The 24930-nt window shown below is 72.0% G+C and carries 19 protein-coding genes; 9 read left to right on the plus strand and 10 right to left on the minus strand.

The window, feature by feature from the left end:
- Nucleotides 1-81: 81 nt before the first annotated feature.
- Both ACZ470_RS24290 and ACZ470_RS24295 read left to right on the plus strand, forming a co-directional pair.
- Nucleotides 82-1407, plus strand: a complete 1326-nt coding sequence (locus tag ACZ470_RS24290; protein WP_468430333.1) for a phenylacetate--CoA ligase family protein — start codon at nt 82-84, stop codon at nt 1405-1407.
- A complete protein-coding gene (locus ACZ470_RS24295) occupies nt 1376-1585 on the plus strand; it encodes a DUF6052 family protein (RefSeq protein WP_468430335.1) in 210 nt (69 codons plus the stop codon). Before ACZ470_RS24290 ends, ACZ470_RS24295 begins: the two co-directional genes overlap by 32 nt.
- Nucleotides 1586-1645: 60 nt before the next feature.
- Here the strand turns inward: ACZ470_RS24295 and ACZ470_RS24300 are convergent, their stop codons facing one another.
- The 6 genes from ACZ470_RS24300 to ACZ470_RS24325 all read right to left on the minus strand — a co-directional run bounded on the left by ACZ470_RS24300 (nt 1646) and on the right by ACZ470_RS24325 (nt 11827).
- Entirely contained in the window at nt 1646-2935 is a 1290-nt protein-coding gene (locus tag ACZ470_RS24300) for an FG-GAP repeat domain-containing protein (protein WP_468430337.1), read from the minus strand.
- Nucleotides 2932-3852 (minus strand): myo-inosose-2 dehydratase, encoded by a 921-nt coding sequence (gene iolE / locus ACZ470_RS24305; protein WP_468430338.1) that lies wholly within the window; start codon nt 3850-3852, stop codon nt 2932-2934. The genes ACZ470_RS24300 and iolE overlap by 4 nt, the downstream gene beginning before the upstream one ends.
- 21 nt (nt 3853-3873) lie before the next feature.
- Nucleotides 3874-5541, minus strand: coding sequence for a GMC oxidoreductase (locus tag ACZ470_RS24310; RefSeq protein WP_468430340.1), 1668 nt, complete (start codon nt 5539-5541; stop codon nt 3874-3876).
- A gap of 476 nt (nt 5542-6017) precedes the next feature.
- Nucleotides 6018-8771 (minus strand): discoidin domain-containing protein, encoded by a 2754-nt coding sequence (locus tag ACZ470_RS24315; RefSeq protein WP_468430342.1) that lies wholly within the window; start codon nt 8769-8771, stop codon nt 6018-6020.
- Nucleotides 8772-9210: 439 nt separating this feature from the next.
- Nucleotides 9211-10614 carry an extracellular solute-binding protein gene (locus tag ACZ470_RS24320; protein ID WP_468430343.1) on the minus strand — a complete coding sequence of 468 codons (1404 nt, stop codon included), beginning with the start codon at nt 10612-10614 and terminating at the stop codon, nt 9211-9213.
- A gap of 34 nt (nt 10615-10648) precedes the next feature.
- Complete coding sequence (locus tag ACZ470_RS24325; RefSeq protein ID WP_468430345.1) at nt 10649-11827, minus strand: epoxide hydrolase family protein; 1179 nt, start codon at nt 11825-11827, stop codon at nt 10649-10651.
- Nucleotides 11828-12176: 349 nt separating this feature from the next.
- Between ACZ470_RS24325 and ACZ470_RS24330 the strand changes: the two genes are divergently transcribed.
- From ACZ470_RS24330 to ACZ470_RS24340, 3 genes are all read left to right on the plus strand, one after another.
- On the plus strand, nt 12177-13709 hold the full coding sequence (locus tag ACZ470_RS24330; protein WP_468430347.1) for a methyltransferase domain-containing protein: 1533 nt from the start codon (nt 12177-12179) through the stop codon (nt 13707-13709).
- An 87-nt stretch (nt 13710-13796) separates the two neighbouring features.
- Nucleotides 13797-15182: an FAD-binding protein gene (locus ACZ470_RS24335; protein WP_468430349.1), complete on the plus strand. Its 1386-nt coding sequence runs from the start codon at nt 13797-13799 to the stop codon at nt 15180-15182.
- Nucleotides 15183-15687: 505 nt separating this feature from the next.
- A complete protein-coding gene (locus tag ACZ470_RS24340; RefSeq protein WP_468430351.1) occupies nt 15688-16614 on the plus strand; it encodes a GNAT family N-acetyltransferase in 927 nt (308 codons plus the stop codon).
- A gap of 84 nt (nt 16615-16698) precedes the next feature.
- Here ACZ470_RS24340 and ACZ470_RS24345 read toward each other — a convergent pair whose 3' ends face one another.
- On the minus strand, nt 16699-17424 hold the full coding sequence (locus ACZ470_RS24345) for a hypothetical protein (RefSeq protein WP_468430353.1): 726 nt from the start codon (nt 17422-17424) through the stop codon (nt 16699-16701).
- A 257-nt stretch (nt 17425-17681) separates the two neighbouring features.
- On the minus strand, nt 17682-18998 hold the full coding sequence (locus ACZ470_RS24350) for an MFS transporter (RefSeq protein ID WP_468430355.1): 1317 nt from the start codon (nt 18996-18998) through the stop codon (nt 17682-17684).
- Nucleotides 18999-19234: 236 nt separating this feature from the next.
- Here ACZ470_RS24350 and ACZ470_RS24355 point away from each other — a divergent pair, with 236 nt between their 5' ends.
- The 3 genes from ACZ470_RS24355 to ACZ470_RS24365 are packed head-to-tail and all read left to right on the plus strand — an operon-like array spanning nt 19235 to nt 21139.
- Nucleotides 19235-19774, plus strand: coding sequence for a carboxymuconolactone decarboxylase family protein (locus tag ACZ470_RS24355; RefSeq protein WP_468430357.1), 540 nt, complete (start codon nt 19235-19237; stop codon nt 19772-19774).
- A 34-nt stretch (nt 19775-19808) separates the two neighbouring features.
- Nucleotides 19809-20756, plus strand: coding sequence for an oxidoreductase (locus tag ACZ470_RS24360; protein ID WP_468430359.1), 948 nt, complete (start codon nt 19809-19811; stop codon nt 20754-20756).
- Nucleotides 20753-21139 (plus strand): hypothetical protein, encoded by a 387-nt coding sequence (locus ACZ470_RS24365; protein ID WP_468430360.1) that lies wholly within the window; start codon nt 20753-20755, stop codon nt 21137-21139. The genes ACZ470_RS24360 and ACZ470_RS24365 overlap by 4 nt, the downstream gene beginning before the upstream one ends.
- Before the next feature lie 113 nt (nt 21140-21252).
- On the opposite strand, the gene ACZ470_RS24370 is transcribed toward ACZ470_RS24365, so the two are convergent.
- Nucleotides 21253-21699, minus strand: coding sequence for an enediyne antibiotic chromoprotein (locus tag ACZ470_RS24370; RefSeq protein ID WP_468430362.1), 447 nt, complete (start codon nt 21697-21699; stop codon nt 21253-21255).
- Nucleotides 21700-22019: 320 nt separating this feature from the next.
- On the opposite strand from ACZ470_RS24370, the gene ACZ470_RS24375 reads away from it, so the two are divergent.
- Entirely contained in the window at nt 22020-23666 is a 1647-nt protein-coding gene (locus ACZ470_RS24375; protein WP_468430363.1) for an MFS transporter, read from the plus strand.
- A 74-nt stretch (nt 23667-23740) separates the two neighbouring features.
- On the opposite strand, the gene ACZ470_RS24380 is transcribed toward ACZ470_RS24375, so the two are convergent.
- Nucleotides 23741-24736 carry a hypothetical protein gene (locus tag ACZ470_RS24380; protein ID WP_468430365.1) on the minus strand — a complete coding sequence of 332 codons (996 nt, stop codon included), beginning with the start codon at nt 24734-24736 and terminating at the stop codon, nt 23741-23743.
- Nucleotides 24737-24930: the final 194 nt, after the last annotated feature.

Consider the following 24930-nt stretch of genomic DNA (forward strand, 5'->3'; position numbering starts at 1 on the left):
GCGCAAAGATGCGCCACCGGGCCGACGCGCGCCAGGATTCCGGTGTCACCAGCTGCCGGGCGTACATGCGTACATGGGTACATGGGGGAGACACACGTGGACTACTGGAACAGCACAGCGGAGACCATGCCGCGCGAACGGCTGGAGTCCTGGCGGTGGCAGCGCCTCAGCCGCGCCCTCGAACACGCCCGGCACTCCTCACCGTTCTGGAACGCCCGCATCCCCGAGAACATCACCTCGCTCGCCGACTACACCGCCCGGATGCCGCTGCTGTACAAGGCGGACCTGCTCGCCGCCGAGGAGCAGGCGCCGCCGTACGGCACCTGGCCCTCGCTCGACCCGTCGCTGGGCGTGCGCCACCACCAGACGAGCGGCACCAGCGGCAACCCGCCGGTGCGCACCTTCGACACCGAGCGGGACTGGGTGTGGTGCGTGGACACCTTCTGCACCGCGCTGTACGCCAACGGGGTGCGCCCGCACCACAAGGGCATGGTGTGCTTCGGCTACGGTCTGCTCGCCGGCTTCTGGGGCATGCACTACGCGCTGGAGCGCATGGGCTGCACCGTCTTCCCCTCCGGCGGCCTCGACTCCCGCACCCGCGTCCGCCTGCTGGTGGACCACGGCATCGAGGTCCTCGGCCTGACCCCCAGCTACGCCATGCGGCTGATCGAGACGGCCCGCGAGATGGGTGTCGACCTCGCCCGCGAGGCGAACGTGCGGATCATCCTCGCCGGGGCGGAGCCGCGCTCCGACTTCACCACCCGCACCATCGAGGAGGCCTTCGGCGCCCGCGTCTTCAACGCGGCCGGCACCACCGAGTTCGGCGGCGTCTTCATGTTCGAGTGCCCCTCGCGGCGCAACGCCTGCCACATCAACGAGCAGTCCTGCTTCGACGAGGTGCTCCACCCCGAGACCAAGCAGCCCGTCGGCTACGGCGAGGAGGGCGTCCGCGTCACCACGGGACTCTCCCGCGAGGGCATCCAGCTCTTCCGCCACTGGACCGAGGACATCGTCGTCCGGCGTCCGTACACCGAGTGCGGCTGCGGCCGCACCTGGGACTTCTACGACGGCGGCATCCTGCGGCGCGTCGACGACATGCGCAAGATCCGCGGGGTGTCCGTCACCCCGGTGATGATCGAGGACGTCGTCCGCTCCTTCGACGAGGTCAACGAGTTCCAGTCGTCCATCCGCACCGTACGCGGGCTCGACACCGTCCACGTCAGGGTCGACGCGGGCGAGCTCGCCGGCCCGGCCGCCGACGCGCTGTGCGGCCGTATCGCGGAGGAGTTCAAGCGCGAGATCGGCATCCGTCCCGTGGTGGAGCTCGCCCCCGCCGGCAGCCTGCCCCGATCGCAATGGAAGGCGGCACGACTCCATGACGAACGAGTCCTCACCTCTCACCGCTGAGCAGGAGCTCCACCTCCTCGAGAGCTACCGCACCCTGACCCACCTCGCGGACACCGTCCAGGTGCCCGCGGTCCTCGCCTCGATCCGCGTCTGCCTGGCCGAACTCCGCCTGACCCTCGACGGCCAGGCCCTCGACCTCGACTACTACCGCCAACCCACCCGCGCCCTGGCGGCCTGACGTGGAGCCGTGCTCCCGCACAGCGTGGGCGTGGCGCGGGAGCACGGGTCGGTGGGTGGGTCAGCCGTCGCCGCCGGGTGGGGGCGTGACCGGGCCCGGCCAGGCGAAGGTGTTGGTGTAGAGCCGCACCTTCGGGTCCTTGATCGTGTAGTAGCCGACCGTGTCGTACGAGGTGGTGGCGAAGTCCAGCCGGCCGTCCCCGTTGAAGTCGGCCACGGCGATACGGGCCGTGGACTCGGTACTGACCTGCTGCTCGACGAGCACGTTCCCCTGGGCGTCCAGCTTGTAGTAGAAGACGCCCTGTGCCGGGGCGGGGCCCCGCATGCCGATCAGGAACTCGTCGTCCCCGTCGTTGTCGAAGTCCGCCACGACCACGTGGTGTCCGACGGCGTCGTACTGGGCGCTGGGCCGCGGGAACACCTTCAGCCTGGTGCGGCGCCACGGCTTGGCGAAGGGTGAGGCCGTGCCGTTCGGCCGTACGTAGGCGGCGACGGTGTTCCCGTGGAAGGGCTCCAGGGTGACGATCACCGCACAGGGGCGGCCGCCGATCCTCCCGACCGCGAGGTTTCCGCTGCCGCGGAACCAGCGGCCCAGCTCCTCGGACTTCTGGGGTGGCACGCCCGTGCCGATCGTGTGGTGCTGCCAGGGGCTTTCGGCCGGCCCCGGGCCGGGGCCCAGCCAGCTGATCCCCTCGCCGGAGGCGAGCAGGAACGACTCCCGGTCCGGTCGCGGGGTGCCCGGGAAGCGGTCCGCCACCACGCCGTGGACGACGGTGAAGTGGCTGGTGTCCACGGCGCGGCCCTGCCACTCCTCCGCGCTCGTCACATCGTCCGGAAGGTCGTAGACCATCACGTGCACGGGGGAGTTGACGCCCGTCTCCCCTCCCTGCGGCCCGACCACCGGGAAGGCGGCGAGCTGGACGCGCCGGTCCGTGGTGAAGTGGCCGAGGCGGACACGGTGGGTCGACACGAGGTCGGCGACGTGCCTGCGGGTCCACGGCGCGTCGGGCCTGCCCGGGCCGGGGTTCTGCAACCAGGAGATCTTGCCGTCCAGAGGACCGCAGTCGAACATGCAGTTGCCGTAGTCGTGGCTGAGGACCAGGTCCGGCAGGCCGTCACCGGTGAGGTCCGCCGCGTCCAGGGCGACCGGCTTGCGGTCGGTCAGGGACACGATGGTCCGCTTGGTCCAGTCCGGGTTCCGGTACCAGACGACCTGGCCCCGGGTGAGGCCGGAGGCGACGAGGTCGGGGCGGCCGTCGCCGTCGATGTCGACGGCCTGGAGGAAGTACCCGTCCTGGGGGTCGGCGTCGATGACCGACTCGGTGAACTTCGGTGTGGCGTACGTCGTCACCGGATCAGCCCCCGGAGGTAGCCGGCGGCCAGCTTGGCGTAGTACAGGGGCGGACGCGGGCCGTGCGGGTCCTGCTCGGCCTCGACCACCAGCCAGCCCTTGTACTGCTTGGACGCCAGGGCCCTGAGGATGTCCGGGAAGGGGACCGAGCCGGTGCGGTCGCCGGGCACGGTGAAGATGCCCGCCCTGACGAACTCCTCGAAACTGCCCGAGACGAGGTCGGGCCGGTCGCGGACCGCGCGGCGGATGTTCTTCAGATGCACATGCCTGATGCGGCCGGCGTGTGCGTTGATCACGGCCACCGAGTCGCCGCCCGCCCAGTAGAGGTGGCCGGTGTCCAGGAGCAGATGGACGTACTCGGCCTTGGTGCGGCGCATGAGCGTGTTCACCTCGTCCTGGGTCTGGACCCCGGTGCCCATGTGGGGGTGGTAGACCAGCTGGAAGTCCCGCTCCTTGGCGAGCCTGCCGACCTCGTCCAGCCCCTCGGCCAGTAACCCCCACTGCTCGTCGGTGAACGTGGGCTTGGAGTCGCTGAGGCTGATCGGCATGAGGTGGATGGAGTTGCCGAACTCGGCCACCCCGATGCTCGTCGTCCGCACGGGCCCCTTGATCTCGGAGAGGAAGTCCATCCGCTCCTCGAAGGCGGCGATCGTCCGCTTCCTCATGCCGGGCACGGTGAAGAAGGTGCTCACCCAGGGTTCGGTGATGCTGAGGCCCCGCAGCTCCAGGGCCGCGTTCAGCTCGTTCACGTCCGTGGGGAACTTGTGGCCGATGCTGCATCCCTCGAAGCCGGCGAGGGCGAGCTCGCTGACGCACTGCTCGAAGGGGATGTCGTCGCCCAGCAGCGGGAAGTCGTCGTTCGTCCAGCCGGTGGGGGTGATGCCGATGTGGGTGTCGGGCAGATTGATCTGTGCCATGGCCGTTCCTTCCTGACCCGTTCAGCTGCTCGGCAAGAGGCTCTTGATCTTCTCGACCGACTTCAGCGCCATCGCCACGCTGGTCAGCGTGGGGTTCGCGGCGTTGCCGAAGGGGTGCAGGCCGTTGCCGCCGAGGAAGAGGTTCCTGACGCCCCACACCTGCGAGTCGGGGTCGACGACGCTGGTGCCGCGGTTCTTGCCCATCCGCGTCGTGCCCGCGATGTGCAGGGGCAGCCCGGGGGTGAGGAACTGCGGCTCGGAGCCGGGCATGAAGCCGCCGAGCTGGGCGGCGACCCGCATCATGTGGTCCATCATCTTGCCGCAGTCGACCCGCTCCTCCTTGGTGAGCTCGAAGTGGAACGTCGGCTGGGGCATGCCGAAGGTGTCCTTGATGCGGGTGCTGAAGGTCACCCGGTTGCTGCGGCGCGGCCGGGACATGCCGAACCACCGGAGGTCGACGATGAGCCGGCTGTCGATGTTGGGGGGCACCTCGCCGTAGCTGAAGGCGTCGCGGTGGATCTGGCAGTGCCAGGGCTGGTCCGGGGTCGCCGGGATCCACAGGTTGGGTTCCAGCTCCCCCTTGGGGAACGGGACGGGGTCCGCGCCCGGGATCCCTTCCTCCTGCTTCTGCTTCTGCTTCTCGATGTACTCCTTCACCCGCGTCTGGGCGTCGGGGTACTCGGCCAGCCAGTCCAGGATCTCGTCGGTGATCGACTGCTTGAGGACCGTCTGGCAGAACGCCATCGGCTGCTCGGTCAGATACCGGCCGACGTTCTCGTTCTGGAGGCCCGAGGCGAACAGCAGCTGCGGGGTGAGCACCGGGTTGCAGGCGACGACGAAGAACTGGGCGTTGATCGTGACCCGCTCGTTCAGATCGCGGAGGTTGCGCACCTTCACCCCGGTGACCTGCTGGTCGCCGTTGTCGTCCTCACTCAGCTCCAGCTTGGTGCACTGGTGCTCGGCGAGCAGCCGGAAGGACCCCTGGGTGGGCGCGTGGCGCGGGTCGGCGAGCGGACCGAGCACGGTGTCCGCGGCGCTCCAGTGCACCGCGTCGGACTTGTCCTGGTCCGGCCGCTTGCTGACCGCGAGCGGCAGTTCCTTGACGGTGCTGAACTCCGCGCGGTGCAGCACCTCCCGCACCAGCAGATGACGCGCCGACGAGGCGAAGACCGTCTCCGACTTCTGGAGCAGGGCGGCCGCGTCTTCGTAGAGCTTGCCCATCTCGGTCTCGTCGATGGGGTACGTCTCGCCGTTGTACTCACGCTCCAGTTCGAGGTGGAACTCCGGTACGGCGCAGGTCCAGTGGGTGGCCATGCCACCGACGGCGTAGGTGGCCGCGGACGCGCCGAGGTTGTCCCGTTTCCGCTGCTCGGGATTCTGGTTGTTGAGGACGAATCCCGGCCACTCCTTGGGGTCGAAGGAGAAGGAGGACGGGTCCAGAGTGACCACCGGGGAGTCGTCCGCCGCGATGGACAACGGATGCAGATGACCGCGAATCACCGAGGCGAACAGATCCACATTCTTCTGGTACAGGAAGCTGTTCTTGAGGTGTTCGCCATAATTGCCGGAGAGCTGGGCACCGGCATCGATCATCAGGACGCTGTGGCCGGCTTCCACCAGTTTTCGGGCGTAGGTGGAGCCGACAGGCCCGCTTCCGATGATGAGAACGTCGACGTCGTACGTGGCCATGGAGCTGCCTCCCTTTCCGCAGGTCTGGGGCATGAACCATTCAGCGACCACCCGAAAATCCTGTAAATACCGTAGGATCAGGACCGCCCGAAGGGGTGATTACTCCGATGAGCAGGCAAGTTCAGTTATGGAAGAGCACGCTTGACAAGGGAGGCAATGGGGAGGTAATTCAGCCGGCGGCCAGAACAAAAACGATTCTTTGAGCCGCATGCTCCGAAGCATGAATAGCAGGAGCCGGGGCATGAGCGCCGTGCGCCGTCACATGACACCCGTGCCAATTCCTGGATGGGTGATGCATCGTTTATATCAGACATTTATGTTTCCGCTCCACGCGCCGGGGGAAGGCCGCAGAAATGTCGCGGGAAGATCGCGGGAAGACCGCGGAAAGAGAAAAGGCTGTGTGTTCCGGCAAGAAGCCGGAACACACAGCCTTTTCTCTATGTTCTGTTGGTCTCTCCTGGGCTCCTCCGCTCGCTCTACGGCTCCTGAGTCACCTTCAGTTCCGCGATCCCCGGCCGCTTCTTCTCGTCACTCGGGTCCGCCGCCTGCACTTCCACGCGTACGAAGCGGGCGTCGGCGCCGGGGGTCAGCTCGCGCCAGCTCCTGCCGTCGACGGAGGTGAGCACCCGGTGCGAGGCCGGGCGGATCTCGGACCACTCCACGGAGACCTTCGAGACCCGTACGGTCCGTCCGAGGTCCACGTCCAGATGCGCCTTGGCGTCCTTCGGCGACCAGTACGTCGTCCCGTCACCGTCCACGGCGGCGTTCGCGTACAGACCCGGCTGCTCCGAGGTCGCTTCGGCCGGCCGGCAGCGGGCGAGGTTGTCCGTCGGCTCCAGGTCGGGGCGGCGGGTCTTGACGACCGCGGGCGCCCCCGCGCTGACGACCTGCGACCCCTGCGGGGTCTCCAGCTCGAACGGCTCCCCCTGGGTCAGCCGGACCGTGGTCTCCTCCGGGCCGATGGCCACCTCGTACGTCCTGCCCTGGGCGCGCAGTCCCTTGAGCGTGACGCCGTCCGCCAGCTGCGGCGGGAGCATCGGGTCGAGGTGGACCTTGCCGGAGCGGGTGCGCAGTCCGGTGAGCCCGTGGGTGAAGACCTGGAGGAAGCCGCCCTTCCCGGTGAGGAAGTCCTCGGCGGGGAAGCCCGCGTGGGGGTCGCCGGCACCGGCGGCCCGTTCGCCGCGCGCCTCGGAGAACAGCACGAAGGGACCGCGTACGAAGGGCCGGATGGACCGCTGGAGATAGGTGTACGTGGAGCAGCCGGGCTTGCCGATGTCGGCGGCGGCCACGGCGTGCACCGAGTCCGTCATGGCCGGGCCGTCCGGGTCGGAGCGGGCCGCGTAGTAGTCGAGGGTGTTGGCCGCCGCCTCGTCGGACATGGGCCACTCCAGGGGGTACATCAGCAGGACCGCGTCCGCCTGCTTGATGTCCTGGCCCTTGTAGCCCTCGTACTGCTGGAAGACATTGGTCTCCTCGTCGTAGAGGATCCGCAGCCGGTCCGCGATGGTGTCCCAGTCACCGTCCGCGCTTTCACCCAGGACCCGGGCGGCCTTGGTCGCGTTGCGCAGGGCGGTGGCGGCGGCGGCGTTGGTGAACACCCCGTCCTTCTTGTAGTTGCTGTACTCGTCGGGCCCGGAGACGTTGTCGATGGACCAGCTGCCGTCGCTGTTGCGCTGCGCGCGGCTCTTCCAGAACTCGGCGATGCCCTTGAGCAGCGGCCAGCCCCGGTCCCGCAGCCAGTCCCGGTCCCCGGTCTGCTGGTAGTACTGCCAGGCCGCGAGGGCGATGTCGGCCTGGAGGTGGATCTGGGTGCGGCAGTGGTCGGGCTCCACGCTGTGGCACTCCGACTTCAGATCGCCCTTGTCGGCGCTCGTCCACGGGTAGAACAGGCCGCGGATGTTCCCTTCGAGCTCGGCCACGTTCTTCCGGGCCGCCGGCATCGTGCGATAGCGGTACTCCAGCACGGGCCTGGCGAGTTCGGGCCGGAAGGCCAGCAGGCCCGGGAACATCCACGTCTCGGCGTCCCAGAACTTCAGCCCCGCGTAGTCGTCACTGGTCAGACCGGCCGGCGCGATGCTGTCGGACGATCCGGCGCGGGTGTTGGCCAGCAGCCCGTACATGCTGGAGCGCAGCCACTGCTGGAGCTCGGGCCGGCCGTTCACCAGGATGTCGCCGCTCCAGAGCCGGTCCCACTCGGCGGCGTGCCGGCCGAACAGCTGCTCCCAGCCCCGGTCGGCGGCCTCGCGCGACTCGTCCGCGGCGTTCTCCGCGGGCTGCCGGGAGGTCAACTCCGTGTCCACGCCGACGAACTTGGTGAACTCGTAGGAGCGTCCGTCGCGCACCGGCACCGTCGCGGCCTGATGCGCGGTCAGGCCCTCGCCGCCGCGGACCCAGCCGCGTACCGGCACCCCCTTGTCGGGGCGCAGGGTCGACACGACCGCCCCGGCGACGCCGGTGCCGTCGGTCCGGAAGGGCACGGCGATCCGGTCCTCCACGGACCCGCCGGGCCCGTCCGAGGTGGCGGAGATCCGCCGTGCCCCGCGGCCGTCGATCAGGTCGGTGACGGTGGCGTTGCCGCGCCAGTGCGGGGTCATGCGCAGCCGTACGGCGCCGACGTGCCGGTACCTGCGGTCGGCGACGACGTCGTAGACCAGGTCCGTGGCCCGGCCGTCGCGGGTGGTCCAGGTCAGCGAGGTGCGGACCAGTCCGCAGCGCAGGAAGACGGTCTGCTTGTAGTCGCTGATCCGGTCCGTGGGGGTGGACGGGTCGAACGTCTCGCGCCCGGCGCCGACGGTCAGCGCCGACCATGTGGGCAGGGCGGCGATGACGTGCCGGTCCTCGGCGGTCTGCTTGTTGTGCGCATACAGACCGGCCACGAACGCGCCGTCGTAGCGAGGGGTCTTGAGGGGCCAGCCGGTCTCCCGCTCGGAGTCGGAGTAGCCCGTGCCGGCGGGCGGAAGGCTCTGCCCGAGGTAGCCGTTGGCGACGTAGGCGTGGTGGTCGTTCTTCGGGTCCGTCGACGTGAGCGCCCAGTCGGGAGCCGCCGAGTGCCCCTCGGTGGGGCACTGCCGTACGTCGGCCGCGTCGCCCCCTCCTGGGGCCTGCGGCGGGGGCGCGGCGGCTGCGAGGGACGAGGTGCCCAACAGTGTGCCGATGAGCAGAAGGGTCGTCAGCCGGGCGCGGTACGGGCGTCGTAAGGCCGACGCCGCCCGCTTCTGTGCGTGCAACATCAGGGAACTCCGCTGTGTTCTCGGACGAGTGAGTGCCGGACGCGCGGCTCGGTCCGGGCACGGGGACACCTGCCCGGCACGCATGCCGACGCGCGGGGCACGCCAGGCGCCGACGGCGCAACTGGCGGGAGCGTCAACGGACTTGTATGTCCCGCGCTCCCGAGAGGCGGCCACGCAGGTTGGCTATCCACGGGCCGTTGGGCCGGCGGGCGGCGACGTCCGCACCCTCCAGAGTCATGCCTGCTGCCCTCCCCGGGGTGGCGGCCCATCTCGACTGCTCGTTACCCAGGGAGAGTGAGCAGTAACCGTACGTAGCGATGGCGGAGTTGTGCGCCCCGGCGCTTACCTGCGAACCCGCTCGGCCGGCCATTGACCGTCGGTCCATCCATGCGGAAGGGGCGCCCCCGGACGAGGGGCGCCCCTTCAAGCGTGTCCGGTGTCAGCCGTTGCTGCCGCGCACCGCGTTCTCCAGTTGGGCGCCGGTGTAGGCCTCGGCCCCGGTGAAGTACTCCACGCGCAGGCTCTCGGGGTTGCGGACCCCGTTGTCGACGCGGTCGCGCTCGTAGGCGTCGAGCAGTGACTGGGCCTCCGAGGTCGCCTCGGCGAAGCGGGAGGCCGGGTCCGCGTCGTGCAGCAGTACGTCGCCCATCGCGCGGGTCATCACGTCCTGCGCGCCGGCGAAGTCGCCGAACAGCGCGCCCCGGCACGGCGGCACGCCCTCGCCCTCGGTGTAGCTGCCGAGCTGAGAGCTGGCCAGCCGGTGGAAGGGGTTCGCCTCGAACCAGCCCTCGTCCTCCAGCAGCCGGTAGGAGGAGCGGGTGACCGGCACGAAGCTGCTCGCGATGTGGCGGTCCGCCGCGTTGCGCGGGTTGTTGAGGAACTGCATGAACGCCAGGGCGCCGTCCTGCGTCTCCTCGTCGAGACCGGCGGTCAGCCACAGCGAGGTGCCGGCGATGATGTTCCCGCCGTACGGCTCGCCCGCCCGGCCGGGGAAACGGCCGACCGTCATCTCGAAGCCGGCGTGCTCGGCCGCCTGGGCCATGTAGTTGAGGTCGTTGGACGAGGTGATGCGCAGCGCCACGTCCTGGTCGGCGAACGCCTTGAGGTTGCCCTCCCAGTCCGGGATCTTGCCGGTGTACAGGTAGTGGCCGTTGCGGTGCAGCCGCTGCCAGTACTCGACCCAGGTGAGCATCTCCTTGGACGCCAGGTCCAGGCGGGAGGCCCGGCCCGAGCGGCCGTTGTCGTGGTCGGCCAGCTGCCCGCCCTGGACGGCGAGCGCCTGCTGGAAGAACAGACCGTGGTTGGACCAGGTCACCGCGTGGCTCGGGCCGTCCGGGAGCGCGGCGACCGCCTCGCAGGCCGCCTCCACCTCCTCCCAGGTGGTGGGCAGCCGCTCGACGCCGGCGGCGCGCAGGAGGTCCTGGTTGCCGTAGATCAGCATCGCCGTCACCACGGCGGGCATCGACACCAGCTCGCCGTCGCGGGAGTAGTGCTCACGCACGGCCGGCAGGAGGTCGTCGACGACGACCGGCTCGCCGAGGATCTCGGTGCGGCCGGCGATCGCCTGCTGCACCGACGTGAACAGCGGCTGGCCGTCACGCCTGCGCATGTCGTACGCGGCCTGGGTGACGGCGAAGTAGAACTCGCCGATCGCCGGGGGACGGCCCGCGTCGGCCGCCTCGGCGATCTCCTTCGACAGGTTGCGGAAGTCCCTGCCCTCGATGTTGATCCGGTACTCGGGGTGGGCCTTCTCGAACTCGGCGCCCAGACGGTGCAGCCGGTCCATGTAGCCGGGGAAGGTCAGGTCGCCAAGCCAGACGTCGATCACGGTCGGGGTGGTCATCTACGGCCTCTTCTCTGTCTGAACGGGTGCCGGCTCAGGCGGCGGCGGTGGCGGTGGCGGACGTGAGGGAGCGGGCGAAGGCGCGGATGTCGGCGGTCAGTTCGGCCGGCTGTTCCATCGCGGCGAAGTGGCCGCCGTGGGGGAACTCGGTCCAGTGGGTGAGGTTGGGCAGGTCCCGTTCGGCGAGGCTGCGGATGGGCACGAAGATGTCGTCCGGGAAGACGGCGACGCCCACCGGCACCGTGAGCGGCGGCGGAACCGCGCCGGCCGCGGCGGCCCGCACCCCCTCGGCGCCCTCGAAGTAGAACTGGGCCGACGAGCCGGCCGTCGCCGTCAGCCAGTAGATCGAGACGATGGTGAGCAGCAGGTCGCGGTCGACCGCCTCCTCGGGCCGCAGCTCGGCCGAGGTCCAGTCCAGGAACCTCTCCACGATCCAGGCCAGCTGGCCCACCGGCGAGTCGGTCAGCGCGTAGGCCAGCGTCTGCGGGCGGGTCTGCTGGACCTTCATGTAGCCCGACAGCTCCGCGTCGAAGCGGGCCAGCTTGCCCAGGCGGGCCTGGTCGGCCGGGCCGAGCCCGGCGAGCTCGGCCGGGTCGCCGGACGGGAAGGTCATCAGCATGTTCACGTGAACGCCGATGACGTGCTCGGGATCGATCCGCCCGAGCTCCAGGGAGATCACCGCGCCGGCGTCACCGCCCTGCGCCAGGTAACGGTCGTAGCCCAGACGCTCCATCAGCGTGGCCCAGGCGCGGGCGATACGGCCCGTGTCCCAGCCCTTCTCCGGCAGCGGGCGGGAGAAGCCGTAGCCCGGAATCGACGGGATGACCAGGTGGAACGCCTGGGCCGGGTCGCCGCCGTGGGACCTCGGGTCGGACAGCGGGCCGATCACGTCGAGGAACTCGGCGACCGAGCCCGGCCAGCCGTGCGTGAGCAGCAGCGGCGTCGCGTCCGGCTCGGGCGAGGTGATGTGCAGGAAGTGCACGGGGGCGCCGTCGATCTCGGTGACGAACTGCGGGTGCGCGTTCAGGCGCGCCTCGGCCGCACGCCAGTCGAACGACGTGCGCCAGTACTCGGCGAGCTCCTTCAGATAACCGAGCGGCACCCCGCGGCTCCAGCCGACGCCGGGCAGTTCGTCGGGCCAGCGGGTCGCCTCCAGCCGCCGGCGCAGGTCGTCCAGCTGGTCCTGCGGGATGTCGATACGGAAGGGATGCATGAAGCGCTCCGAGGAGAGTCGGTCCGCGCGTTGAAGGCCGCGGCTCGCTGAAGGAGGTCACAGGGCTCGCCCGGCGGGATCGGTCCCGAAACACGTGCGTCCAGCCGTATCGTGCGCCGCCGTGTCACGGCGCCGCATCTTGCGGATTGCTCCGTGCGCCGGGCGGCCCGGACGCGGTGCGCGGCGGCGTCGCAGCCGCCGCAAGAAGGGCAGTCCAGAAGATGCACCGGCGCGGGCGGCACTGGCAGCATCGCACAGGACCGGCCCTTTCCTCGCAGGTCAGAGCGCCGGTCACGCATGGCGCCGGGTGATGCCGGGTGACGCCGCACCGATGCAGGAAGGACGCCCCATGAACGCAGCCACCGCCCACGCCACCGACGCCCTGATCGACGCCTTCGTGGACGCCGCGCCGGAACGGGCGGAGCACCACTACCGCGTGCTGGTCGAGGCGGTGTGGGACGACGGCGAACCCACCGCGTCGGCCCTGGACGCGGTACCCGCCCTGGCCGCCGCGTTCGAACGGGCCGGTGACGCGCGCCGCGGGCACCTGGCGATCCTGCTCGGCCTGCTCGCCGAGTCCGAACACCCCACCGTCGCCGGGCCGGTGACCCGCGCGGTCCGCGCGCACCTGGACAGGTACCTGGAGCTGCTGCGCACCGAGGGCATCGGCACCCCGCTGACGCTCGCCCTGCTCTACCTGCTGTCGCACTTCCCGGCCGACCGGGACGAGATCCTCGCCGCCGTATCCGGCCTGGACCTGGACCCGGCCGACCTCTCCCGCCTCGACCGCGCCCTGAGCGAACTCGACCCCGGCCGGCCCGGGCTGGGCCGGGTGTGGCCCTCCCCGTCCGTGTGGACCCTCAACGAGGACGAAGTCGCCTTCGACCAGAGCTGGGTGAAGGCCCTGAGCCCGCAGCAGCTCCTGGCCGCCTGGGACAACGACACCCGTACGGTCCTCGGCTGCACCGGGGCTCGCGCCTACTGGGCGGTGTGCCACGGCGACCCGGCCGACGCCCCGCCCGCCGCCGTCCCCGACCGGGCCAACGCCACCGCCCCCGCCGCCGGCCCCGAACTGATCGCCGCGCACGCCGCCGCGCTGCGCTGCCCCGTCTGCCACAAGGAACTCGAGCCGGGCGACGGGCGCTTCACCTGCACCGGCTGCGCCGCGGACTTCCCGGCCGCCGGCGGCATCCTCGACCTGACCGCCCCCGCCGACGAGGAGGCGGGCGTCGACGACTTCCTGGAGAAGCTGTCCCAGGTGCCCAGCATGGGCCTGTTCTACGAGGCCGTGGCCCGCCCCTCGTTCCTCCGGGTCGCCGGCTCCAACTGGGGCGGCGACGTCACCCCCGACGACGAGGACCGCTACATCGCCGAGCACGTGACCCCCGTCGACGGCCCCGTCGTCGACCTCGCCGCCGGCGCCGGCCGCTGGACCGCCGTCATCGCCGAGACCGTCGGCGCCGACCGCCTCGTCGCGGTCGACAGCTCGCTGCCCATGCTCAACGTGCTGCGCGGCCGGCTGCCCGACGTGCCCGCCGTGCTGGCCGGCGCCGCCGACCTGCCCTTCGCCGACTCCTCCGTCGGCGCGGTCGTGTGCTGGAACGCCCTCCAGGCCTTCTACGACGAGGCGCCGGCCGCCATCGCCGAGGCCGGCCGGATCCTGCGGCCCGGCGGCACCTTCACCGCGATGACGTTCCGCCGTTCCGAGGACCCCGTCTACCGCTACTTCCAGTCGGCCCACCGCTTCCCGCAGCACGAGGGCGGACTGCGGCTGTTCGACCCGCGGGACCTCAGGCGCTGGCTGACCGAGGCGGGACTGACGGTCCGTGAGGAGAGCGGGCCGGGCACCTTCGTGTTCCTCACCGCCGTCAAGGAGGCCTGACCACCCGCTGCCCGGCCGCCCCCGCGCAAGCCGATCCGGAATCCGATCCGGAACCGGATGCGGAAGTCATACGGAAGGAATTCGTCCATGTCCCTCTCCGACGTCCGGGAGGCGGCCCTCGCCCGGCCCGGAACCCCGGAGTACGAGCGGGCGACCGCCGCGTTCAACCTCGCCGCCCCGCCCCGCCCGGCCGCCGCCGTCGTCGCGCGCACTCCGGATCAGGTACGGGCCGCCGTGCGCACCGCGGTCCGGGCCGCCCTGCCGGTGCGCGTGCACACCACCGGGCACGCCTCCGGCGCCGTACGGCCCGCCGACGGCGCGCTGCTCATCCGTACCGAGCTCGCGGGCGGCGTCGAGATCGACCCCGTCCGCCGCACGGCCCGCGTCCCGGCCGGCACCACCTGGGGCGAGGTAGTCCGCGCGGCGGCCCCGCACGGGCTCGCCGCCGCGCACGGCTCGGCCGAGGGCGTCGGCGTCGTCGGCTACCTGCTCCGCGGCGGCGTCAGCTTCTACGGCCGCAGCACCGGCCTCGCCGTCAACACCGTCCGCGCCGTCGAACTGGTCACCGCCGACGGCGAGTCGGTGCGCGCCGACGCCGACAACGACCCCGAGCTGTTCTGGGCGCTGCGCGGCGGAGGCGGCGGGTTCGGTGTCGTCACCGGCGTCGAGATCGACCTCTTCCCCGTGGCGGAGGTCGTCACCGGCGCGAGCTACTGGTCCGCCGCCCACGCCCGGCCGCTGCTGGACCGGTGGCGGGCGTGGGCGCGCCACGCGCCGCGCGAGGCCACCACGTCCCTGCGCATCATGAACCTGCCCCCGGTCCCCGGCGTCCCGCCGCAGCTCGCCGCCGGTCCGGTGCTCTGCGTCGACGGTGCCGTCCTCGCGCGCCGCGCGGAGGACACCGCGACGGCCCACGAGACGGCGGAGGGGCTCCTCGGCCCGCTGCGCGAGGTCGCCGAGCCGCTGCTGGACACCTGGGCGCCGACCGGGCCCGCCGGGGTGCTGGACGCCCACATGGACCCCGCCGACCCGGTCCCCTTCATCGGCGACCACCTGCTGCTGCGCGAGCTGGACGACGCCGGCGCCGAGGCGTTCCTGGGCGCCGTCGGCGAAGGGTCGGGCTCACCGCTGGCCGTGGCCACGCTGCGCCAGCTCGGCGGGGCGTTCGCCGAGGCCCACCCGGAGGGCGGCGCGCTGTCCGAAGTGGACGCGGCCTACGCGTACATGGGGTCCGGCCCGCCGTTCGGACCGGTCACCGTCCAGGCCCTGCACGACCACTGCGCCACGGTGCGGAAGGCGCTCGCGCCCTGGGACACGGGGAGCACCGTGCCGTCCCTGGTCGAGGGCTACGAGCGTCCGCAGCGGCACCTCGACGCCGACCGCGCGGCCGCCGTCGGCCGGGTGCGGGCCCGCGTCGACCCGCACGGTGTGTTCGCCGGGGACGTCGCTCCCGGCGCGGCCGGTCCGGCGTGAACCGCGGTGGACGGGCCGGTGGCCCGGCGCCCGGGAGATGTCCACACGTCAGGGCGACAGAGAGCAATCTGGAAGAACATCCGGAACCACTTGGCCAAGTAGCATCCGATTACGCCGAAGGGCGTTGGCCGGAGCGAAGGGCGGTGAGGCGCCATGGCGTTCGAAGGACGTCGTGTCGACGCCCCGCGCCGCTCCGCGGCGGCCTCCGAACCCTCCCGCGCCGCGCGCCGTTCGCGTCTCCGCACCGGGCCCATACCCGGTCGGGCGCCCGGCACGGTCCGGCTCTCCACCGGCTCGTGTCCCCTCCGGACCGGACGACGCAGACGCTGACGGTCCCCGTACGGCCCGCGGCGGATCGGGAACACCGTGTCCGCCGGCTCCGCGACCGGGAGGGGCGCTGCCACGCCCTCGACCTTCCCGGCCGCGCCGCCCACCCGTTGCCGGCCGTCCCGGACGTTGACTCCCCGACCCATGAACGATCCCCCAGGAAGGGGCACGAACCTCCATGACCGTGCCGGGAGAATTCGTCCTCAGACGCTCCGCGGACGTCTCCGTGGACGCGCTGGTCCGACTGGTCAGGGCGTACGAGGAAGGCAGCACGGGCACGGCCACGTGCACCCGTGAGGACATCCGGCTGACCATGTCGCACCCCCACTACGCGGACAACAGCTGGTGCCTGACCGGACCCGGCGACGAGCTGCTGGCCTGGGCGTCCCTGGCGCTGGGCGGCGGCACCGCCGCCCAGGCGGCAGTCACGGTCCCGCCCGGCCCGCGCAGCGCCCCCGCGGCCCGCTTCCTGATCCTGCACCTGCTGGACCGCACGGACGCGCTCGGACTGGCCCAGGGCACCTCGCTGGGCCTGGACGTCAGCGGGGTCCTCGGAGGCGATCCGGTGCTGCCCCGTGTCCTGGAGGAGACCGGCTTCGTACGCGGTGGCACGATCACCCAGTACGACGTCGACCTGTCGCGCGGGGCGCCGCCGGCGGTCCTGCCCCGGGCGGGGCGCATCCGGCCGGCCGTGCCGGACGAGGACGCCGAGGTGCTGCACGGCCTGCACCTGCGCTGCCGTTCCAGGGTCCCCAAGACGCACGACCCGGCCCTCTTCCGCTCCCGGATCCGGCGGCTGGGCGAGTTCTCCGGATTCGCGCTCGTCCTCGAGGTCGCCGGTCACCCCGCCGGTCACGTCCTGGCGCACGCGGCGGGCGACCAGGGCCGCGTCGTGGAGGCCGCCGTCGCTCCCGCCTCGCGCGGTACCGGCGTGGGCCTCGCCCTGGTGACGGCGGCCCTCACCGAACTGCGCCAACGCGGCTGCGTACGGGCCCTCGTCGCCCTCGACACGACCCAGCTCCTCGACCCGGACGCCCTGCGCCAGGCGCTCGGCGTCCGCGGCGAACGATCGGTGACGTCCTTCCACCGCGAACCCGAACTCTGATCCCCGCGTCTCACGGTGCTCCTCCGAGGACGCCCCGGCGGAATCGGAGGAGCTGTCGCCTGGCTTCCGGTCAGGCCCTCTTGGTCAATCTCCAGAGGCTTTCGGGCGCGGCCCGAAGAGCACCGGGATCAGTGTCTCCGCTCTCGGCCAGGGCATCAGCCCGCCGGATTCCCTGAACTTCCGTATGCGAGCCTCGTATGTCTCTTCGAAGACTCTGACCGCCCGCCGCATATGTTCCGGCGTCACCTCTCCATGACGCATGAGCAGCAGCGTGGCGATCTCGAGCGTGTTCTTGTCCGCTGCCAGCCCCGCGCCGGCCAGCAGACCCGGCGCCTCCTGCTCAGCACGACGTCGCCGCTCGGCCCTCTGCTCAGCCTCCGCACGCCCCCGCTGGAGATCCTTTTCCCGCTCCTGCTCCCGTTCACGTTCCCGCCGCGCCACTCGCTCCTGCTCCTTCGCCCACGCCCCTTCCCGCGCACGCGCACGCTGTGCCGCCTTGCGCCGCTGCACCTTCTCGGGACCACGGCGGGGCTCGGGGAGCGCGGGGTCGAGTGGGGGCAAGAGCGCGTCGACGGGGTGCGGACTCTCGGAACCGGAGATCAGCTCGGCGATGAACACGTGAACCGGCACGGACGGCCTGGCGTCCCGCCTCCTGCGTCCCCCGGACGCCTCGGCGAGTGCCGCATGAAGGACCTGCGCGGCTCTCAGCGGTGAGAGTTGCCCGGTTGCCTGACGCCGATCCACCTCGTCCGTGAGGGCGGCATGCAGTGCGCGCCGCACTTCCTCCGGCCCGCGGCCCACCCGATCCATGCCGACATTAGACAACTGACGGATCGTGCCGACCAGACCACGCCGTCCGCTACGCCACGCGACCCGTCACGGAGCCCTGCCCCGCAACTCGCCTGAACGCGGCCGGCTGCGCCGGGTCGCGCGGCATGGAGGACTTCGGCGGCCAGTCATGCGGAACCGGCCTCCGGCTGGTGCCGGGAGGCCGGTTCGCCGCGGGGATCGTCGGCGGGGGTGCGACGCGCGAGCCTGCGGCAGGAAGCCCCCGCCTTCAGGCGCTGTCACTTGGTCAGCGTGAGCTCGGTTCGGTCCAGCACCGGGCGGGCGGGGGTCCGGCGGTGGGAGAGGGCCGCTGCCGGGAGTGACAGCAGGACCGCCGCCATGACCGCGGCGATGAACCAGCCGGAGGCGTCCCGTTCGGCGGCGAACGCGGCCGAGACCGGCATGACGGCGCCGAGCACCGCACTGGTCACGGCGTTGGGCAGCCCGATGCCCAGGGCGCGCACCTGCGGCGGGAAGATCTCCGTCAGGAGCTTGGGCAGCACCGTGGTCGCGGACGTCAGGTAGAGCACGCCGGAGCCGTAGGCGAGCAGCAGACTGGTGAAGGTGCCCCGCATGGTCAGGTACGACCAGGAGCCCGCCACCGCGAACACCACGCTCGCGACGGCGAGGAAGCGGGCGGCCCCGATCCGGTCGGCGAGCAGACCGAGCGGGATGTTGACCACCATGAGGAACGCGGTGGCGGTCACGGCGACCCACATCATCGTGCCGGGTTCCTCGGCCATCCGCCCGCCCAGCGCGGGGACGACCGCGGTCCAGGTACCGCCGACGGTGCCCGTACCGGCCACGAACAGCACGGCGAGCAGGACCTGGCGCCGGTGGACACCGAGGACCCGGCGCACCGAGCCGCGGCCCGCCCGGCTGCTCACCTCGCGGCGGAACACGTCCGTCTCGGCCAGCCGGGCGCGCAGCACCAACAGCACCAGGCCGAGGACGCCGCCGACCAGGAACGGCACCCGCCAGCCCCACGCCGCCATGGCCTCGGAGCCGATCGTCGCGGTCAGCGCGCCGCCCAGCAGGGAGGCGGTGAACGCGCCGGCGCAGGTGGTCAGCGAGAACAGGCTGCCGTACGTGCACTTGCGCCGCTCCGGCGCGACCTCCATCAGATAGGTGGCCGCGGCCGGCCACTCGCCGCCGTGCGAGATGCCCTGGGCGGTCCGCGCGAGGAGCAGCACGAGCGGCGCGAGCAGCCCGATGTGCTCGTACGTCGGGGTGACCCCGATGAGGAACGAGCCGCCCGCCATGAGGGAGATGGCCAGCATCAGCGCGGGCCGCCGTCCGCGCCGGTCGGCGAACCGGCCCAGCAGCAGACCGCCGAGCGGCCGCATCAGGACACCGGCGCCGAGGACCGCGAACGCCCCGAGTACGGAGGTCAGCGTGTTGTCGGAGGGGAAGAACTGGGCGGCGAACAGCGGCGCGAACAGCCCGTACGCCAGCCAGTCGAACGACTCGATGAAGTTGCCGACGACCGTCGCGGCGACCGAGCGCCGGTGGGCCTTCCCGTGCGCGGGCACGGAGGCGGGCATGGATGCGGGCATGGTGCTCCGTAAGTTGTCGGGCGGCGCTGGGCAGGGGTCCTCGGCCGCCGCTGTCGGGGGCGACCGGCCGGTGCCCATCGTGGAAAGCGGCACGGGTTCCGGCCAACTCCCAGCGTGCGCACCTTCGGCGACCGCACACCGCCGTGCCCCGGGCTGCGCACGCTCGGAGTTGGCCGCCCTCCGGACCGCTGACGACCATGGCACGACCCGATCCCGCCAGAGCGAAGGGTGCTCCGATGGCGCACATCGCGATCGACAACGACCTGCCCGGCATCAGCGGCCTGATGGCCCAGCGCCCCGACACCGGCGCCCCGCTGACCCACCTCGCGGAGACGCTGCTGCGCGGCGACTCGCCCCTGACCCGCGGCGAGCGCGAACTGATCGCCGCCTACGTCTCGCACCTCAACAGCACGCCGTTCTGCGCCGGTTCCCACAGCGCGTTCGCGGCCGCCCAGATGGACGGCGGCGCCGACCTGGTCCGGGCGGTCCTCGCCGACCCCGACGGCGCGCCCGTTCCCGCGCTGCTGAAGAGCCTGCTGCGGATCGCCGCCGAGGTGCAGGAGGGGGCCCGTCCCGTCTCCGACGCGGCGGTCGGCGCCGCCATCGCCGAGGGCGCCACCGACGGTCACCTGCACGACACGGTGCTGATCGCGGCGGCCTTCTGCATGTACAACCGCTACGTCAGCGGCCTGGCCACCGACGTGGCCCCGGACCCGGCCTACTACGAGGCCGCGGCGGACATCATCGTCGAGCACGGTTATGGCGCCGCGCTCTGAGCCCTCGTGGGCGCCGTCACCGAGGAGGACTCACATGGACTGGTCCCCGGCCGGCGTCCCCGGCCAGCACGGCAGAACGGCCCTGGTCACCGGAGGCAGCGGCGGTCTCGGACTCGAGGTGGCCCGGGCACTCGCCGAACGCGGCGCGCACGTCGTCCTGGCCTGCCGCGACACCGCACGCGGCCGGGCGGCCGCGGCCCGCATCGACGGGCGCACCGAGGTCGTCCGTCTCGACCTCGCCTCCCTGGACTCGGTACGCCGGGCCGCGGACGAGGTACGGCACCGGCACCGGCGGCTCGACCTGCTGGTGAACAACGCGGGGGTGATGTTCCCCTCCGCTCCGAGCACCGAGGACGGCTTCGAGCCCCACTTCGGCGTCAACCACCTGGGTCACTTCGCCCTGACCGGGCTGCTGTTGGACCTGATGCGCCGGGTGCCCGGCTCCCGCGTGGTGACGGTGGCCAGCCTCGCCCACCGGGCCGGCCTGGGTGCTCTCGACGAACCGCGGGCCCGTGCCACCGCCGGCCACCGCTCGCTGACCGCCTACGGCCGGTCGAAGCTGGCGAACCTGATGTTCGCCCGGGAACTTCAGCACCGCCTGGCCGGCAGCGGGGCCGAGACCCTCTCGGTCGCCGCTCACCCCGGCCTGTCGGCGACCGCCCTGTGGCACGGGGAGGCGCCCGCGTGGCTGCGCCCGGTGAGCCGGGTCGCGCTGCGGCTGCTGGCACAGCCGCCCGAGCGGGCGATGCTGCCGGTGCTGCGCGCCGCCACCGACCCCCAACTGCCGGGAGGGTCCTACCTCGGACCCGGCGAACGGTTCGAGAGCCGGGGCACGCCGGCTCCCGCGTCCTCCAGCCGCGCGTCACGCGACGCGGCGGCACAGGTCCGCCTGTGGGAACTGTCGGAAGCGCTGACCGGCGTCCGCTACGGTCCCGGGGCGGCGCGTGCCGCAGTCGGCGGCTCCCCGGCGGCCGGACGATGAGCGCGCCGGCGGGCGCCCGCCTCGACGACGGCCCCGACGGGCCGTTCCGGCGGGCCGCCGCATGGGCCTGGGCCTGGCGCAGCTTCGACATCGGCCTGCCGGGCGACGAGGTGCTGCCGGAGGCAGAGAGCCTGCCGGAGGCGCCTGTTGCCCCTCGGCCCGCTTCCCCGGACACACCCCCGCTCTCCGCACGCGCCGCCGAGGCCGCGCCCGCACGCGTCGTCGAGACTGCGCCCGCACACGCCGCCGAGGCTGCGCCTGCACGCGTTGCCGCGCCCGCGTCCGCGCCGACGTTCCGGCCGCCCTGCGCCGCACGACGCAGACGGTCCCGTCCCGTGCGGCGCGCACACGCCCACCGTCCCGGTACCGACCCGCAGAAATGAGGCGGCTCCCCGCCCCCGCCACCGCGACCCAGAGGGGGAGGGCCGCGACGGGGCGGGGACGGAGAGCGGGTCGGCGCCGATGAGTCGACGGCGCGTCAGGAACCGGTCCGGCGTCAGGAGAAGGTGATCGCCTGGCCACCACCCTCCCCGGCGTCGCTGCCGAGGCCCACCTGGCAGGCGGTGACCTTGCAGTCCACGGTGCCCCACGGGGTGGTGGCGGAACCGACCACCGCTTCGAAGGACCGGTTCACGGTGATCTTCGTGTTGACGTTGCCCGAGGCGTCGGCGGTGACGTCGAGGGCGGTCGCCTTGTTGCACCCGTACTGGCCGCCGTCGACGAAGGCGCACTGGCCCACGTGGTAGACGGTCCCCGGCGTCAGCCCCGAGGCGTTGAGCGTGACCGTGGCGCCGTCGCTGAGGCCCGTGGCCGGCGTCACCGAGACCACGGGGGCCGCGGCGGTGGCCGACGCGCTCGGGACGACCGCGGCACCCAGGCCGATGGCGAGGGCGGCGGTGGCGCCGACACGGGTGATGAGGCCGAGCTTGTTCTTGACGGTCATGTCCTTGACTCCCTGCGGGACTTGAGGCGAGCCGGCCGTTCCGGCTGCCGTGTCCATGAAGTTACGGGCCCCGCTGCGGCCTGGGCATCTTCCAAGTTGCTTCATGCAACTTGCGGATTCCGCATCCGGAGACAGCACGCAAAGAGATGCGGGCGCGGCAGGCCCCGGAGGACGGTGGCGGGTGGGCCCGACGGCACGCAGCGCACGGGCACGCGCAGGGGCGGGGGCGCACGTCGCGCACATCGCGTACCTCCTCGCACCGGCACCACGACACCACACCCACACGCGCACCACTCATGACGATGGGAAGTAACAGGCACATGACTGCAGGCGGTGCTCCCAAAGCCGGGCGGAAGGAGTGGATCGGGCTGGGCATCCTCGCCCTTCCCACACTCCTCGTGGCCCTTGACGTCTTCGTACTGCTCCTGGCGCTGCCGCATCTGAGCGCGGATCTCGGCGCCGACTCCAACCAGCAGCTGTGGATCATGGACATCTACGGCTTCATGGTCGCCGGTTTCCTGGTCACCATGGGCACGCTCGGCGACCGCATCGGCCGCCGCAAGCTGCTGCTGATCGGCTCGGCCGCGTTCGGCGCCGCCTCCCTGATGGCGGCCTTCGCCACCAGTCCGGGCATGCTCATCGCCGCGCGCGTGCTCCTGGGCATCGCCGGCGCGTCCCTGACGCCGTCCACGCTGGCCCTCATCACCACCATGTTCCAGGACGCCAAACAGCGCACGGTCGCCATCAGCCTGTGGGCCAGCTGCTTCACCATCGGCGCGATCGTCGGCCCGCTGCTCGGCGGTGTGATGCTGGAGTACTTCTGGTGGGGTTCGCTGTTCCTGATCGGCGTCCCGGTGATGGTGCTCACCCTGGTCGTCGGCCCGCGCGTGCTGCCCGAGTTCAAGAACCCCGAGGCCGGCCGGCTGGACCCGGCGAGCGTGCTGCTGAGCCTGGGCGCCACGGTCCCGGTCATCTACGGCATCAAGGAACTCGCCCGCAACGGCTGGGAGGCCCTGCCCCTCGCCGTGCTGGTCGCCGGGCTCGTCATCGGCGTGCTGTTCGTCCAGCGTCAGCGCCGACTGAGCAGCCCGCTCCTGGACGTCACCCTGTTCGCCCACGGCCGCTTCACCGCCGCGCTGCTCAGCCTGCTCGCCTACAGCCTCATCGGCGGCACGGTGATGCTCTTCATGACCCAGTACTTCCAGGCCGCCCAGGGCATGTCCCCGTTCGAGGCGGGACTGGGCATGCTGCCCGGCATGGCCGCGGCCACCGTCTCCTTCGCCGTGTGCCCGATCATCGCCCGCAAGGTCCGTCCCGCGTACGTCATCGGCGCGGGCATCGCGGGCGTGACCGCCGTCCTGCTCACCTTCACCCAGCTGGACGCCGACTCCGGAACGGCCGTGCTGATCGCCGGGTTCGCCGTGTTCTCCTTCTGCGGCGCCCCGATCGTGGCGCTGGGCACGAACATGGTCGTGGGCACCGTCCCCACGGAGAAGGCCGGTTCGGCCGGGGCCCTGTCCCAGATGAGCAACGAGTTCGGAGCCGCCCTCGGTGTGGCGACCCTGGGCACCGCGGGCCTGGCCGTCTACCGCGGCGAGATCGCCGACACCGTCCCGGCGGGCGTGCCCGAGGGCGCCGCCGACGCCGCCCGCGACAGTGTCGCCGGTGCCGCGGCCGCCGCCGAGGGGCTGCCCGCACCGCTCGCCGAGACGCTGCTGGAGCCCGTGCGCGTGGCCTTCACCAGCGGCCTGCACACGGTGGCCGGGGTCAGCGCGGCCCTCATCGCCGTCGCCGGCGCCTTCTTCGTCGTGCTGATGCGGCACATCCCGCCGGTCGGCCAGGAGGAGGCCCCGGCGGAGGCCGCGACCGAGAACGAGACCGAGGCCGCAACCGAGAACGAGACCGAGCCCCGGAGCGAGTCCCGGAACGAGACCGCGGAAGAGCCGGCGCCGAAGGTGGGCGTCTGAACCGTCCCCGCAGACGAACGGGCCGGGTGCGCAAGGCGCGCACCCGGCCCGTTCGCATGCCGCGGAGGCGGCCCTCAGTGCGCCCAGGGAGCCATCGGGTACCAGATCAGGTCACGGCGGGCCAGGATCCGCAGGTCCCAGTACAGGAGCATGAAGACCCCGGCGGCGATGAACGCCGCCGCCATCAGCGCCGAGGCGCGGCTCGGCCGGGCCGTCAGCCAGCGCTGGAGCCGTTCCCCGAAGGCGACGGTGACCAGGAGGAACAGCACGGCCACGACGGCGAGGTTGCCGAGCGTCTGGAGCACGAACACCGCCGCCCCGTAGAGCGGGTTGCCGCTCTCGGCCGCGTCCCGGAACAGCTGCCGGAACAGCGGGAACGGACGCCCGATGAGGAACGCCCCGATCAGGGCGCCCATGAACAGCATCGGCGCGCCGGGGAAGCGCTGCGTCAGCCGTGCGAGCGGGTCCTTCACCACTCCCAGCGCGGAAAGTCCGAGCACCAGCATGCACAGGCCGATGAGCCCGTAGACCACCATCGCCTGGATCAGACGGCCGGACAGCCCGCTGCTGCCCGGCGTGCTCTCGTCGAACTGCGGCATCCCGGTGCCGACCAGCGCCACCAGCGCCCCGTAGAGCGCCGACACGGTGATCGCGCCCAGGGCGAGCCTGCTCAGCGGCTGGAGGGCCGCGACCAGCCGCCGCCGTGCGGAGGACGGCCCGCCCGTCAGCGGGGCCAGCGCGCTGAAGACGGCGACGTTGCACGCGGTGAACGTGCCCGCGATGCCGGTCGCCACGGCGAACGCCAGTCCGGCCAGGGCGCCGGCGATCGGGGTGTCCTTGGCGTGGTGGCCCAGCAGGGTGTCCGCGACGTTGTCGCCGATGGTGCTGTCGACGAACTCCGCCGACCACACCACCGTCAGGGCGAAGCCGAACAGCGCGCTGACCACGGCGACCAGCATGCGCCGCCGCGGCGCGTGGCCGTTGAAGAAGAAGGAGGGCGGACGCGGGGTGCGTTCCGGCTGCGGGTCCGGGACGACCTCGAGGGTCGGACGCTGCGTCAGTTGGGTCATGAGCGTGCCTTTCATCGAAAGGTGCCTGTGGAAGGGGATGTGCGGTGTTTCCCGGATGTGCGGTGTTTCCCGGGCCCGGAAGGGCCCTCGAACGCGGTGTGGGGGGGGGGGGGGGGGGGGGGGGGGGGGGGGGGGAAGAAACGGGGGGGGGGGGGGGGGGAGAAGAAAGCCCCCCCCCCCCCATTCAAACAAAA

Source organism: Streptomyces sp. NPDC031111 (genome assembly GCF_055570675.1).

Coding starts and splice junctions, on each gene's coding strand:
- ACZ470_RS24355 (WP_468430357.1), top strand. CDS start 19,235: ATGGCGCACATCGCGATCGACAACGACCTGCCCGGCATCAGCGGCCTG.
- ACZ470_RS24370 (WP_468430362.1), bottom strand. CDS start 21,699: ATGACCGTCAAGAACAAGCTCGGCCTCATCACCCGTGTCGGCGCCACC.
- ACZ470_RS24380 (WP_468430365.1), bottom strand. CDS start 24,736: ATGACCCAACTGACGCAGCGTCCGACCCTCGAGGTCGTCCCGGACCCG.
- ACZ470_RS24350 (WP_468430355.1), bottom strand. CDS start 18,998: ATGCCCGCATCCATGCCCGCCTCCGTGCCCGCGCACGGGAAGGCCCAC.
- ACZ470_RS24320 (WP_468430343.1), bottom strand. CDS start 10,614: ATGACCACCCCGACCGTGATCGACGTCTGGCTTGGCGACCTGACCTTC.
- ACZ470_RS24315 (WP_468430342.1), bottom strand. CDS start 8,771: ATGTTGCACGCACAGAAGCGGGCGGCGTCGGCCTTACGACGCCCGTAC.
- iolE (WP_468430338.1), bottom strand. CDS start 3,852: ATGGCACAGATCAATCTGCCCGACACCCACATCGGCATCACCCCCACC.
- ACZ470_RS24345 (WP_468430353.1), bottom strand. CDS start 17,424: ATGGATCGGGTGGGCCGCGGGCCGGAGGAAGTGCGGCGCGCACTGCAT.
- ACZ470_RS24295 (WP_468430335.1), top strand. CDS start 1,376: ATGACGAACGAGTCCTCACCTCTCACCGCTGAGCAGGAGCTCCACCTC.
- ACZ470_RS24330 (WP_468430347.1), top strand. CDS start 12,177: ATGAACGCAGCCACCGCCCACGCCACCGACGCCCTGATCGACGCCTTC.
- ACZ470_RS24360 (WP_468430359.1), top strand. CDS start 19,809: ATGGACTGGTCCCCGGCCGGCGTCCCCGGCCAGCACGGCAGAACGGCC.
- ACZ470_RS24375 (WP_468430363.1), top strand. CDS start 22,020: ATGACTGCAGGCGGTGCTCCCAAAGCCGGGCGGAAGGAGTGGATCGGG.
- ACZ470_RS24325 (WP_468430345.1), bottom strand. CDS start 11,827: ATGCATCCCTTCCGTATCGACATCCCGCAGGACCAGCTGGACGACCTG.
- ACZ470_RS24365 (WP_468430360.1), top strand. CDS start 20,753: ATGAGCGCGCCGGCGGGCGCCCGCCTCGACGACGGCCCCGACGGGCCG.
- ACZ470_RS24335 (WP_468430349.1), top strand. CDS start 13,797: ATGTCCCTCTCCGACGTCCGGGAGGCGGCCCTCGCCCGGCCCGGAACC.
- ACZ470_RS24340 (WP_468430351.1), top strand. CDS start 15,688: ATGACCGTGCCGGGAGAATTCGTCCTCAGACGCTCCGCGGACGTCTCC.
- ACZ470_RS24290 (WP_468430333.1), top strand. CDS start 82: ATGGGGGAGACACACGTGGACTACTGGAACAGCACAGCGGAGACCATG.
- ACZ470_RS24310 (WP_468430340.1), bottom strand. CDS start 5,541: ATGGCCACGTACGACGTCGACGTTCTCATCATCGGAAGCGGGCCTGTC.